Origin of the sequence: Paramagnetospirillum caucaseum (assembly GCF_000342045.1) — a bacterium.
In the GTDB taxonomy this organism is placed as follows: Bacteria; Pseudomonadota; Alphaproteobacteria; order Rhodospirillales; family Magnetospirillaceae; genus Phaeospirillum; species Phaeospirillum caucaseum.
This window is the reverse complement of record NZ_AONQ01000010.1, coordinates 75,128-87,539: the sequence shown is the minus strand read 5'-3', so window position 1 is coordinate 87,539 and position 12,412 is coordinate 75,128. Positions and strand designations below refer to the sequence as shown.

Below are 12,412 nucleotides of genomic sequence, written 5' to 3'. Positions count from 1 at the left end.
GCAAACTTCTTGGAAAAGTCCGGGGAGAGGGCAAAAGATGGTTTCAAATTGCGCGCGCATTCTGGGTTGCGGCGATGAAAGAAAGACAAAATCGATCGAGGACGCCAGCACATCGCGTCGGCGAAGATCTCGTCGAATGATGTGCGAGGCGGATAACTCGGCGCCTCAGCCAAATTAATGGCTGTGGCCTCGACGACACCCTCTAAGGTCGATGACCGAGCAAGGAGCATTTTGTGCTTCTCGGCGACAGCACGAAGAGTTTCCATGCTGAATTGGCGCAAAATAAGAAGCTTTTCAGGTGCGGTCGCGCTGTTTCCGCTTGCGTGGTGCGTAAAGAACAGGCGGATCATTTCGTGCAAAGGATCTTTGTGTTCGCGACGGGGTAACCAAGTCTCGACCACACGATCAAGAGCAGAACGCAATTCAGCGGCATCATTAGCAGCTTCGAGTTCATCAACGTGTGATGAAAACGGCGATGGGTTATTTTCGCTACTCGCGGCACGATCAACCGGCATTTTATCCTCTTGTCGAATCGGCAAACAAGCCTTCGTCACCCCTTGGTCAGGCGATATCAACCGTGCTTCACAAACATTTGATCTGGAGCCGCCAGTGGGAGCCGGTCACCGGACGAATACCACCATCGACGGGGCAAATTCAGGCAAATTTTCATCACTGGGCATGGTATTCCGGCCGATGGTATCAACCATTCTCCTTCAGTGACCGCATAACTTCTGCCTGACTGGCGGCAACCTGCAACTCATCATCCATAAACCGGCTCTTGCCCAGGGGTTTGGCAGCACTGCCCCTTTTTCCTTGCGTCAATTCAACCAGGGTTAAATTACCCTCGGCTTCTTGGATACGAAGAACATCCCTCCAAGCCCTTCCGAGAGATTGCTTCATTCCATCCCCCAGTTTTCGCGGCCCCCCCATGACCGCGACAATTTCCTCAACCGCGGCAAGCCTCTCGGAAAGCGTCTCCGAACATCCAAGTGCGAACTCGTTTCCCTTTATGATGCGATCAATATCGGAACTGACAATTTCAAGTCTATGCTGGGCAATGTCCGCCAAAACCTGCAGAAACGTGCCTTTGATGGCATCGAGTTTCTTCAGCAGGATATTCTCATTCTGACCGTCTTTGGGATTGCTCAAATCGGCCAGCGCAAGCAAATTGACCAGCCTGTGAGCAGCTTCATGCAACCCTTCGCGCAACTGCTTCCGCGTCGAGGTATCGTCAGTCAATTGCATGTCCTGCCTCAGACGCTCGATGCTTGCCGCGATCTTGTTCACACCATTGAGGATGGTCGCCTCCCGTGCAGACAAGGATGGGTTCTCCTCAGCCCTTGGAAGGAGAGGTCTCTGCCCACTATCCCTTATCACCTGAGTAGCCTGCACCTCTCTTGGCACGGACGAACCGGAAGGTGGATTTGAATGTTGGCTATCTGCCGCCCGCCGACGAGGGCCGCTATATTTAGCGTTGCGGTTTTTCCCGCGCCGGCACGGCCCTCGATAATTATGGTGAGAAATGAACTCCCTGCTGTCAGTCATGGCACGATTAAGGTTTTTCAACAGGCTCCGCGTACCGATAGGCAGCGTCATGACGCTGTTAGCCCCGGAATTGAGGATCAGCGACAAATGGGCTGGATCCATGTTTCCGGTCAGGTAGATCACCGGCAGCGCCGCAGTTGGCCCGCGACAATCCCTTCGGATGCGCGTGACCACCTCCACCGAACCGGAAAACTCGGTCTCGGCGCAGATGACAACGTCGTAGGCTGACTGGGAAAGCTCATAGATGGCGGCTTCGATGTCATCCGCCTTCGTCACGTTGGGTAGGCCAATCTGATGCAGGGCGGTAACGATGAGTTGGCGAAGACCGCCAGCCTCTGCAATGACAAGACAGGATTTGCCAAAGAACGATAGGTTCAGTGTCATAGCGGCCTTCAGGCTCTAGTCTGCTCAAACAGCCAACGCGTGCCGCGACAATCGGTAGCATGACTTCTGACCTCCGCCTTCCGCCGATTGCTTGTATGGTCCCTATGGACATCATGGCCTACCAGGTCATCGAAGGACCTGGGAAGGTCGCTAAGTGCAGCCCACGCCGCCTCTGCTTCGGCAACAGCGGGATCGGCATCGCGCACTACCTCCGGGGCGGCATCAGCCTCATGTTCGGGCTGGCAGACGTTTCGCGGCGCGACCATCTCAGGCATTGTCGTGTTTCCAGCGGTCGAGGGAGTGGCTGTTAGAAAGTGGAAATCCACCCGGCAGCGCACGCGCAAATTAGCAACACGCCCCACGCCCGGTTATGGCTGCGACGACTGTGAAAACGGTGGCTATGCAGTCTGGGACATGCCGACAGGCCATAGTGACGAGGCTGGTACATTCTCCCCCCCCAAAACAGTCGATCTGGATGGCCGAGCGAGATGGCTGTCGAAACCCTCGCTCGGCCTAGCCACAGCCCCTTGACTGGCGACAAGGAGCTACGGACACACAAATTTTGCTCACCACAGATCGCCAGAGTCGAGTCCGGCTTCTTGATGATTTGTTGCATCACCTGATTGGCCGGTTCAACGGGCTCAGTCCAGATCGGCGCCGAGATAATGTGGCGCGCGACAATTACGGTGGCCGGTCAGCGACAATTAGGATGACCGGTATGAGACACCGTCGAGTAGCACCTATACCGCTATCACAAGCAAGCATTGCTCAGCAATAAGGAAGTGCAGCGACAATTACGGTAATTGTCGCTGCGGTCACAATCTGGTGGGAAGGGTAATTGTCGCTACGCCGTCGAAACGACAATTACCCCGGCGAGGATGATGAGCCGTTTTTAATTGTCGCTGGCGCTGTCATTGCCTTTGACGCGGGCAACGGCGGTTCGCTTCCGGTAGCTTTCGCCGTTCATTTCGATGATGGTAGCGTGGTGGACAAGACGGTCGATCGAGGCCACGGTCATCGCCGGATCGGGGAATACGTCGCCCCAAGCCGAGAAGGGCTGGTTGGCCAGACCGCCGAGCAGCGCCGCGCCATTCGCCAGGAGCTCAGCGCTCCCCTGGTCGCCGATCTGGAAGTCTGGATGCGCGAACAGCGCGCCAAGCTCTCGCGCGGCAATGATCTCGCCAAGGCGATGGACTACATGCTCAAGCGCTGGCCCGCCTTCACCCGCTTCCTCGACGACGGCCGCGTCTGCCTGTCGAACAATGCCGCCGAACGCGCCCTGCGCGGCATCGCTTTGGGCCGCAAGTCGTGGCTGTTCGCCGGTTCGGATCGCGGTGGCCAGCGCGCCGCCGCCATGTACAGCCTGATCGTCACCGCCAAGATGAACGATGTCGACCCCCAAGCATGGCTGGCCGACGTCCTCGCCCGCATCGCCGGGCATCCCGCCAACCGGATCGATGAACTCCTGCCATGGAACTGGCGTCCGTTACCGCGCGTCGCCAACAGTCAGGCAGCCTGATCAAAGCTGCCTTCACGCTCCATGGTGCCCACGGAAGTGGCTCCATAGAAGCAAACAAGGCGGTCATCGTATAGATGCACCTCAAGCTTGTGCCCAATCAGCCGGGAGGGCACCGAGTACAGCACCCGATCAACGCTGATGGTGCTGTTGCGCGTGACGGGCACCGTCACCTTGGAGAAGTCGGTCGTCCGCCGCTTTGGTAACGGCCTGAGTTTCTCCCGCTCTTCGGCCACCAAGGCTTTACGTCTGGCGTTATGGCGGTCGCAGATGCCATCGACGAAGCGCCGGTAGTCATCGAGAGACTCGAAATCGAGGCTGCCTCGGCGCAGGAGGGCTTGGGCGAGACGCCGCTTGATATGAAGGTTCGAGGATTCGATCGAGCCGTTCTCGTTTGCCACGCCGGGATTGTTGCGCGTGGCCGTCATGCCGTAATGGTCGCACAGATCCTTGTAACGGCTGGTGAAGTCGAGTTGGGCATCGCGGGCGAGGTTCTTGTAGGCCGCCGACAGCGAGCCGGTGCGGTGCTCCACCGTGGTGCCGCCCAGCTTCCACAACGCGTCCTGCATTCCTTCGGCGACGGCTGAAAAGCTCTCGCCGCCAAGGATCACATGGGCGTGCTCCCATCCGCTGTAGACCAGACGGAAATGGTAAAGGCGATGGGGGAACGGCTCGCCGCCGATGGTGACGCCGAGGGCATCGGCCACGGTGAAGTCGGACTGAGCCTGTTGCCCCGGCTCATGACGCTGGGGGAAGAAGACCTCCTTGTCCGCGCCATTGAAGGCTTGCCAATCGGCCACCCGACGCTCCAGCGTCCGGCGCACCGTATCGGGAACCGCATCTGGGCTGAATTCCTCCTGCAAGGTCTCGAAGATGGTGACGGCCATGATGCCCGGCATGGTCTTGAGCATTTCCAACGCCCGTGGCCAAACCTCGGTCAATGGATCGGTACGGGTCCGCCATGCCCGCTCTGGATTTTTCTGGGATGGAAGGCGGAGGTCATGGTCGAGCCGCCGCGCGGTACGCTCGCTGAAGCCAGACTTGGCCGCCGCGATCGGCGTTACGCACAACTGCAGAAGTGGATCAGCCTGAGCCGCTCGAACCCTGCACTATCACTGACCGCTGTTGCCCTGACTTTCGCCTCTCGGGCGAAGGGCCGCTATGGCCCTTGAGTGCCCTGAGGAGCCGTTCATTTAGGGGGAGACGGCGAAGCTGTGTTTATGGCTTAATATACCTAAAGACAGTGCGGGCAATGAACCACCATGGGCGTCTGGCAAAAGCTTCAATCGATTTCATCGGTCAGTTCATCCTTACAGGAGTGGCCTATGCTCGGTGATCTTTTAGATCTCAATGGTCTGACACCGCACGGCTTTTGCTTGTCGTGGCGCCCAGAATTGTTTTGGTCAATGGCCGTCTCCGATGGAGTTATCGCGGCATCCTACATATCAATAAGTGTGGCAATCGCGGTCTATATCGTAAAGCGTAGAGACATCTATCTGCGCTGGGTGGCGATGGCATTTGCCCTGTTTATTCTACTGTGCGCAGCCAGTCACTTGTCGGACCTTTGGACACTTTGGTCGCCGGATTATGGTATCCAGGCGATGGTCAAGGCGATCACAGCCCTCGTATCATTGTTAACCGCCATTGCCCTCTGGCCGCTTATCCCTCATGCGCTCTCCTTGCCAAGCGCCGCCCAATTGGCGACCGCCAACACTGCGCTGGGTCTGGAGATTGTGGAGCGCAGAGCGGCAGAGGCGTCGCTGAGGGAGACTGAGTTGGAACTCCGCGCCGCCAACGCCGAATTGGACAGTTTCGCCTATGCCGTCTCTCACGACTTGCGTGCGCCATTGCGGGCCATGATCGGGTTCAGTACTGCCTTGGACGAGGATCACCACGAGACGCTTGACAAGGAGGCGCAGCATTACCTTGCCCAGATTATTCGCGGCGGCAAGCATATGGGCGACCTGATCGACGGCTTGCTGCATCTGTCCCGCGCTACGCGCGGGGAATTGCAAAGGACCAATGTAGATGTTTCGGCCTTGGCGGCCTCCGTGAGAGATATGATAAAAGCCGCAGGAACTTACCCTACTGCGACATGGAATATAGAGCCTGGGTTGACGATCTGGGGTGATGCCCGGTTGATCGAGCTCGTGATGCAGAACCTGCTTGAAAATGCAGCGAAGTACTCCGCGAAGGCGGCCGACCCGACCATTCGCGTCTACGGGCAACGTGACGAGGACGCCACCACCATCTGCGTTTCCGACAATGGTGCTGGGTTTGATATGGCCCATGCCGACAAACTGTTCGCACCATTCCAGCGTCTCCACCGCCAGGACGAATTTCCGGGCATCGGCATCGGCCTATCGACAGTTGGTCGGATCATCCAGCGGCACGGCGGCACAATTTCCGCTGAAGCATCCATCGGTACGGGAGCCACCTTCATGTTCTCACTTCCGCAGTCAAAAATGAGGTAAATGAGCTATGAAGAATTCGACTCTGCTGATGGTTGAGGACAATGAGCAGGATGAGATGTTGGCTCTCCGGGCGCTCCGCAAAGCCAATGTCGCCAACCGGATAGACGTTGTTCGTGACGGCCAGCAGGCACTCGACTATTTATTTGCAACCGGTGAGTTCACCCATCGCGCTTCGGCAGACCTGCCGGTTGCTGTTCTGCTGGACATCAACCTGCCACGGATCAGTGGTCTGGATGTGCTGGCGCGGTTGCGGAACGATCCTCGCACCAAATTGCTGCCCATCGTCATCCTGACCTCGTCCGACGAGGAACGCGACCGTTTACGCAGTTATGAGAATGGGGCAAACAGCTTTGTGCGCAAACCGGTGGATTTTCATGAATTCGCCGAAAGTGTATCCCGGCTAGGAGTGTATTGGATCGCCATCAACGAACCGCCGCAGAGATAATGCAGTGGATGAGCCGCTGAACCTGCTGTCCATAGAGGACAATCCAGCCGATTTCGCCTTAATTGAGCGGTATCTTGCGCGGCATGGGCTGCTCACACGATGTGAACGAATAGACCGTCTGGATGGGCTTGAGAAGGCGTTGAGTACAGGCCATTGGGACGCGGTGCTGTCCGACTTCAATCTGCCGGGCATGAGATTTTCCGAGGTTTTCGCGAAGGTTCGCGCCAAAAGCCCCGACCTACCTGTCATCCTAGTGTCCGGCACCCTTGGGGAAGAGCGGGCGGTTGAACTGTTGAAACAGGGTGTTATTGATTTTGTCCTTAAAGACAACCTGACGCGTCTCGTTCCCGCGATCCGCCGTGCTTTGGCCGAGGTGGCCGAAATTAGGGCGAGGAGAGAGGCCGAGAACACTCTGCGGGAACGCGAAGCTCATTTTCGCTCCATTACCGAGTCGGCTCAGGATGCCATCATTACCTGCGACTCCGACGGGATCATCCAGAACTGGAACCCTGCCGCGCATAGAATGTTCGGCCATGAGAGAGCCGAAGCCATCGGCCAACCGGTGACCCTGATCATCCCTGACCGGCACGTTGAAGCCCATAACCGGGGCTTTAAAAATTATTGGGACCACCGTTGCCCCAAAATTATTGGAACCACCGTCGAGATCGTGGGACGAAGGAAGGATGGCGATGAGTTTCCGCTGTCGCTGTCGCTCTCGTCTTGGACGCTCGGTCCGAACGAGTTTTTCACCGCCATCATTCGTGACATCTCCGAGCACAAACATCATCAGGCCATGATGGCCGCCGTCATGGCGGAAAAGGACGCCATCCTGGAGAATGCACTGGTTGGCATCGTGCTGATCCGCCATCGCACCATCATCACCTGTAATCGACGGTTTGAGGAGATTTTCGGTTACGAACCTGGTGAACCCTTGGGGCAAAGCACAAGAATTCTCTACGCGACAGATGAGCTTTTCGAAGACATCGGGCGCAAGGCCTACGACGTGATTGGGCGTGGGCTGAATTTCGAGCAGGAATTGCAGTTGCGCCGTTGCAGCGGGGAAATCTTCTGGGGAGTTCTTACCGGGAGAGCGATTGATCCGAAACAACCACAAGAGGGTAGCATTTGGATCTACTCCGACATTTCCGAACGCAAGCAGGCTGAGACCAACCAGCGCCTTGCGGCGGCCTCGTTTGAGTCTGCGGATGGCATGGTCATCAGCGATGCACAGTGTGTGATCCTCCGGGTCAATCAAGCCTTCACAAAGATTACGGGTTACCCCGTCGAGGAGGCTGTCGGACAAAAGACAAACCTGCTCAAATCCGGGCGTCATGATGCGGCCTTCTATTCCACGATGTGGGAAACCATCAATCGCGAGGGAATGTGGAAGGGCGAAATCTGGAACCGCCGAAAGGACGGAGTAATCTACCCAGAATCGTTGACACTGACCCAGGTGAAAGAGGCCTCAGGTGAGGTAACCCACTATATTGGTATTTTTCGAGATATCTCCAAACGCAAGGCGATCGAGGAACAAGTCAATGAATTGGCCTACTTTGATCCGCTGACCCATCTTCCCAATCGCCGTCTCTTGAGTGATCGATTGAAGCAGGCGTTAGCCGCCAGCTCCCGCACCAAACGGGATGGTGCCCTGCTATTTGTTGATCTAGATGATTTCAAGAGGGTAAATGATGCCCATGGTCACTCCAACGGCGATCTGTTACTGCAGGAAGTCGCCAAGCGCCTATACGCCAACTTCAGATGCTCCGACACCGTTGCGCGAATCGGCGGTGACGAGTTTGTCGTTTTGTTGGCAGACCTGAGCGAGGATTCCGAAGAGGCTGCCAGTCAAGCAAAGGCCGTAGGAGAAAAAATCCTCGTGACACTTGGCGCTCCCTACCAGATCGCCGGAAGCCTGTTTTTTAGCACAGCGAGTATTGGAATCACTCTGTTTGGGAGCCAACGTGACAACATCGATGAACTGATGAAGCAGGCGGACATCGCCATGTATCAATCCAAGGCAGCAGGGCGAAATACCTTACGCTTTTTTGCCCCCGAGTTACAGGCGAGGATCAAGGCCCGTGCCACTCTTGAAGCGGATTTACGAGAGGGAATAAAGGAAGATCAGATCCTCCTCTACTTTCAACCTCAGGTAGATGGTCAGGGGCTTTTGACGGGAGCCGAAGCTCTTGCTCGGTGGCATCATCCCCAGCGAGGATTGGTGTCACCCGGGGACTTTATTCCATTGGCCGAGGAAACGGGGCTAATCCTCAGCCTTGGCCGCCGCGTTTTGGAATTCGGTTGTGCGCAAATCGCCGCTTGGGCGGGGCGTTCGGAGATGGCCCATCTGACCTTGGCCGTGAATGTCAGTGCCAAACAATTCCACCAAGTTGATTTCGTTGAGCAGGTTCTGGCTGTGGTACGCGGTACAGGTGCCGATCCGCGAAAACTTAAGCTTGAGCTGACCGAGAGCATGCTGGTGGAGAACGTCGATGAGATCATCGCCAAAATGGGGAGGCTGAAGGATCTCGGGTTCAGCTTCTCCCTCGATGATTTTGGTACCGGCTATTCATCGCTTTCTTACTTGAAGCTTCTGCCATTGAGCCAGTTGAAGATCGACCAGTCCTTTGTCCGCGACATCCTTACCGATCCGAACGATGCGGCGATAGCCAAGACCATCGTTGCCCTTGCGGACAGCCTCGGATTAAATGTCATCGCTGAAGGTGTTGAAACGGTCGGGCAGCGGGACTTCTTAGCAAACTCTGGATGTCATGCCTATCAGGGCTATTTTTTCAGTCACCCGCTTCCTTTGGTTGGGTTCGAGGATTTTGCACGGCGGAGCAAGGGAATCTGTTGATCATGCCATCACGTCACACACTGGCGATGCCGCCCTTGGCTGACGACACGCCCTAGGCCAGTGAACGACAGCATTGGGTCAGGAAGGGCCCGTCGGCCCCGGCGCGACAGGCGACCGCTGTGCCCCCGGCAGCCGCCAGTCAGCGGCAAAGTCTGCCATGCCGGCTGTGGATCATGTCCGGCACTTCGAGACCGACGCCAGGAAGAAGCTCAACGTGCCACCCCGAACATCTCCCGCTGCTGGTTCCATTCCACCGGCATGTCGTCCATCAGGTCGGCCAGTTGCACGGCCCGCATCTGCCGGTCGCCGAGCATGGCTTACACCCCGGCCGCCTTCACGCCGCGCGGGCGAGACGCTGCCTGACTTCCCTGACGAGGGTCCGCACATGATCGACGGAAAGGCGATCCCGCAGCAGGAAGGCATGCATGGTTGGATCGTCGAGGAGATCGTCCAGCGACGGCTCCCATATCCACCGATCAAGCCCGAAGTCTTGCGCCCGCATTTGCCCCTCCCAAGGTCTGCTATTCTTGACGACGGCTGATGTCTACACCGCATCCGCCCGCTCGTCCGTGAACAATTGCATACAATGACCACCCAGCCGGCAAAGGCAGGATGGCCAATCACAATTCAGTTTTCGGCCTTCGGCACGGACCCCAGACGCTGCAGAAACTCAGGCTCGTCGTAATCGCCCATTTCAGGGTCAGCGGTCTGACGGACGACATCCACGCCGGCAACGCTGCCACCCTCCATCATGCGGCTGGCGCGTTGCAGGGCCTGTGGTTCGGTCTTGTAGGAAATGGGCGGCTGAGGTTTCAGTCCACCCCTTTTGCCGAGGATGTACGGCTGGCAGATGAACAAGGTTTCGAGGGCCATGGCGGTATTCCTGCGGCAAGGGCGACTGCCGCAGAGTGTTTCTATTTCGTTCTTTTGTCAATATGCATGGTCCCGCCGGAATTCGCGCGCCCGGTCACCGCGTCGCCATCCCAAACATCTCCCGCTGCCGGTGCCATTCCACCGGCATGTCGTCCATCAGATCGGCCAGTTGAAGGGTGCGCGGCTGGCGGCCGTCGAGGATGGTTTCGACGATGTCGGGGGCCAGCAAGGTCAGGCGGTAGATTCGGGTCATGTAGGATGGGCTGATCTTCTCGGCTTCAGACAACTCGTTCAGGGATGCCACCTGCCCGGATTCCAGCATGCGCTTCCAGCGATGGGCGCGGGCCAGCGCCTTCAGCAGGGTATCGTCGGGGGTGGGTTTGGTCCGGACTGGAACGCCCCCTCCCTCGGGCACGATCACCAGCTTGCGCCCGCCATACCGCCGCAGGGTCAGCGGCACGCGGATGGTCAGGGTGTCGATCCGGATGTCGGCGGTCATGCCGCGCTCCTGTCGCCGGCCTGGGCGGTAATGTCGGTGATGACGCTGGCCAGCCCCTCGGCGCGCAGGCGTACCTCGGCGCCGTCTGGGGCGATGGCCACTCTCTCGACCAGAAGCTGGAGGATACGGGCCTGCTCGGCCGGGAACAGCTCGTCCCAGAGTGCCTCGAAGCGATCGAGGGCGGCGTGCAGATCGCCCGGCGACATGGTTGGTGCCATCCGTTCGGCACGCGCCCGGATCTCGGGGGCGCGCAGCAGGGCCCGGACCTGTCCGATGACGGCCGCCTCGATCTCACCGGCGGCAATGCTGCGCACCGGGCAGGACTCATGGCCGGAATGGATGGCCTTCATGCAGGTATAGTACCGGTACAGCCGCCCCTTCTTGCGGGTATGGCTCGGCGTCATGGCCCGGCCACAGTGGGCGCAGTGGATCAGCCCCTTCAGCGGCGCCGGGGTCGAGGACCGCACCGCGTTGGCCCGCTTACGGGGTGCGTTGTCGGTCTTCACCGCCATCACCTTGTCCCAGGTGGCGCGGTCGATGATGGCGGGATGCTCGCCAGCATGGACTTCGCCCTTGTGGACTGCCTCGCCGAGATAGACCCGGTTGTCGAGCAGCTTGTAGAGGAAGTTCTTGGTGATGGGCGCGCCGTCGCGGTGCTTGCCGTCTTGGGTGGTCCAGGACTTGGTATGGTAACCGGCGGCGTTCAATTCCTTGACCAGCAGGGTGGCGGAGCCGACCTTGAGGAAGCGGTCGAAGATGTGGCGGACCAGATCGGCCTCGGGCTGGTTGACCACCAGCTTGCGGGCAACCACGTCATAACCGAGAGGCGGGACGCCGCCCATCCACATGCCCTTGCGGCGCGACGCGGCAAACTTGTCGCGGATGCGCTCGCCGATCACTTCCCGCTCGAACTGGGCGAAGCTGAGCAGGATGTTGAGCGTCAACCGGCCCATGGACGTGGTGGTGTTGAACGACTGGGTCACCGAGACGAAGGTGACGGCGTTGCGGTCGAACACCTCGACCAGCTTGGAGAAATCCATCAGCGATCGCGACAGGCGGTCGATCTTATAGACCACCACCACATCGACCAGCCCGGACTCGATGTCGGCCAGCAGACGCTTCAAGGCGGGACGCTCGAGAGTGCCGCCGGAGAAGCCGCCATCATCGTAGCGGTCGGGCACCGGCACCCAGCCTTCGGCCTTCTGGCTGGTGATATAGGCCTCGCAGGATTCGCGCTGGGCGTCGAGGCTGTTGAATTCCATCTCCAGCCCCTCTTCCGAGGACTTGCGGGTGTAGATGGCGCAGCGGACCTTGCGCATGGGTTTGGGCGGGTTCATCAGCGGGTCTCCAGCTTGCCGTGCTTGCGCAGACCGAAGAAGAGCGGCCCATTCCAGCGGGTGCCGGTGATGGCGCGGGCCACCGCCGACAGGCTCTGGTAGCGGCGGCCCTGCCATTCGAAGCCGTCGGCCAGGGCGGTCACCTCCTGCAGCACGCCTTGCCATTCCCGGATCAGCTTGGTGCCGACGATGGGGGCGGTCATGTCCTTGGGTTTCGGCTTCTTCTTGCCATCCAGCTCATCGACCAGATCGTCAAGGCGGCGTTCGGCCTGCACCGATAATCCGCCGAAGGCCAGTTCCTGAATCCGGTAGGCCAGTCGCTTGACCAGGAAGATGCGGTTGTAGGGCGGCGGCTCTGTGCCGTTCAGCTCCCGCCACATCGCCTTCAACTTGGGCGTCGGCAGGGTGGGCAATTCGGCCACCTGGGTAAGAATTGCGGTTGTCATTTACGGGGTCTCCTGCACTTGCGGTCAGACCCATGGACG

At 58.6% G+C, this 12,412-nt stretch carries 9 protein-coding genes and 4 pseudogenes; 4 read left to right on the top strand and 9 right to left on the bottom strand.

Annotated features, from left to right (window positions below; all coding sequences use genetic code 11):
• From H261_RS24725 to H261_RS23785, 3 genes and pseudogenes are all read right to left on the bottom strand, one after another.
• Window positions 1–515, bottom strand: a pseudogene (locus H261_RS24725) (hypothetical protein); the annotation flags it as partial.
• 184 nt (window positions 516–699) lie between these two features.
• Window positions 700–1,929, bottom strand: coding sequence for a response regulator (locus tag H261_RS05565; protein WP_008615266.1), 1,230 nt, complete (start codon window positions 1,927–1,929; stop codon window positions 700–702).
• An 892-nt stretch (window positions 1,930–2,821) separates the two neighbouring features.
• Window positions 2,822–2,995, bottom strand: a pseudogene (locus H261_RS23785) (ATP-binding protein); the annotation flags it as partial.
• On the opposite strand from H261_RS23785, the pseudogene H261_RS05555 reads away from it, so the two are divergent.
• Window positions 2,984–3,448 (top strand): annotated as a pseudogene (locus tag H261_RS05555) (IS66 family transposase); the annotation flags it as partial. The pseudogenes H261_RS23785 and H261_RS05555 overlap by 12 nt on opposite strands.
• A 14-nt stretch (window positions 3,449–3,462) precedes the next feature.
• On the opposite strand, the pseudogene istA reads toward H261_RS05555, so the two are convergent.
• A pseudogene (gene istA / locus H261_RS05550) lies at window positions 3,463–4,500 on the bottom strand (IS21 family transposase); the annotation flags it as partial.
• Between the two features lie 270 nt (window positions 4,501–4,770).
• Here istA and H261_RS05545 point away from each other — a divergent pair.
• The 3 genes from H261_RS05545 to H261_RS23240 are packed head-to-tail and all read left to right on the top strand — an operon-like array spanning window position 4,771 to window position 9,218.
• On the top strand, window positions 4,771–5,919 hold the full coding sequence (locus tag H261_RS05545) for a sensor histidine kinase (RefSeq protein ID WP_161625007.1): 1,149 nt from the start codon (window positions 4,771–4,773) through the stop codon (window positions 5,917–5,919).
• A 7-nt stretch (window positions 5,920–5,926) separates the two neighbouring features.
• On the top strand, window positions 5,927–6,364 hold the full coding sequence (locus H261_RS05540) for a response regulator (protein ID WP_008615261.1): 438 nt from the start codon (window positions 5,927–5,929) through the stop codon (window positions 6,362–6,364).
• A 4-nt stretch (window positions 6,365–6,368) separates the two neighbouring features.
• The gene (locus tag H261_RS23240) at window positions 6,369–9,218 is read left to right on the top strand and encodes an EAL domain-containing protein (RefSeq protein WP_008615260.1); all 2,850 of its coding nucleotides are present in this window, start codon (window positions 6,369–6,371) and stop codon (window positions 9,216–9,218) included.
• A 334-nt stretch (window positions 9,219–9,552) separates the two neighbouring features.
• Here H261_RS23240 and H261_RS25355 read toward each other — a convergent pair whose 3' ends face one another.
• The 5 genes from H261_RS25355 to H261_RS05515 form a co-directional block, all read right to left on the bottom strand.
• Window positions 9,553–9,720: a hypothetical protein gene (locus H261_RS25355; RefSeq protein WP_161625006.1), complete on the bottom strand. Its 168-nt coding sequence runs from the start codon at window positions 9,718–9,720 to the stop codon at window positions 9,553–9,555.
• A gap of 125 nt (window positions 9,721–9,845) precedes the next feature.
• The gene (locus H261_RS05530; protein WP_008615258.1) at window positions 9,846–10,091 is read right to left on the bottom strand and encodes a hypothetical protein; all 246 of its coding nucleotides are present in this window, start codon (window positions 10,089–10,091) and stop codon (window positions 9,846–9,848) included.
• 94 nt (window positions 10,092–10,185) lie between these two features.
• A complete protein-coding gene (locus H261_RS05525; protein ID WP_008615256.1) occupies window positions 10,186–10,590 on the bottom strand; it encodes a hypothetical protein in 405 nt (134 codons plus the stop codon).
• Entirely contained in the window at window positions 10,587–11,927 is a 1,341-nt protein-coding gene (locus H261_RS05520; RefSeq protein WP_008615255.1) for a recombinase family protein, read from the bottom strand. Before H261_RS05520 ends, H261_RS05525 begins: the two co-directional genes overlap by 4 nt.
• Window positions 11,927–12,373 (bottom strand): DUF2924 domain-containing protein, encoded by a 447-nt coding sequence (locus H261_RS05515; RefSeq protein ID WP_008615254.1) that lies wholly within the window; start codon window positions 12,371–12,373, stop codon window positions 11,927–11,929. The genes H261_RS05520 and H261_RS05515 overlap by 1 nt, the downstream gene beginning before the upstream one ends.
• Window positions 12,374–12,412: the final 39 nt, after the last annotated feature.

Excerpts from the sequence above, each read along its gene's own strand:
- H261_RS05565 (WP_008615266.1), bottom strand. The coding sequence starts at position 1,929 with ATGACACTGAACCTATCGTTCTTTGGCAAATCCTGTCTTGTCATTGCA.
- H261_RS05545 (WP_161625007.1), top strand. The coding sequence starts at position 4,771 with ATGCTCGGTGATCTTTTAGATCTCAATGGTCTGACACCGCACGGCTTT.
- H261_RS05540 (WP_008615261.1), top strand. The coding sequence starts at position 5,927 with ATGAAGAATTCGACTCTGCTGATGGTTGAGGACAATGAGCAGGATGAG.
- H261_RS25355 (WP_161625006.1), bottom strand. The coding sequence starts at position 9,720 with ATGCGGGCGCAAGACTTCGGGCTTGATCGGTGGATATGGGAGCCGTCG.
- H261_RS05530 (WP_008615258.1), bottom strand. The coding sequence starts at position 10,091 with ATGGCCCTCGAAACCTTGTTCATCTGCCAGCCGTACATCCTCGGCAAA.
- H261_RS05525 (WP_008615256.1), bottom strand. The coding sequence starts at position 10,590 with ATGACCGCCGACATCCGGATCGACACCCTGACCATCCGCGTGCCGCTG.
- H261_RS05520 (WP_008615255.1), bottom strand. The coding sequence starts at position 11,927 with ATGAACCCGCCCAAACCCATGCGCAAGGTCCGCTGCGCCATCTACACC.
- H261_RS05515 (WP_008615254.1), bottom strand. The coding sequence starts at position 12,373 with ATGACAACCGCAATTCTTACCCAGGTGGCCGAATTGCCCACCCTGCCG.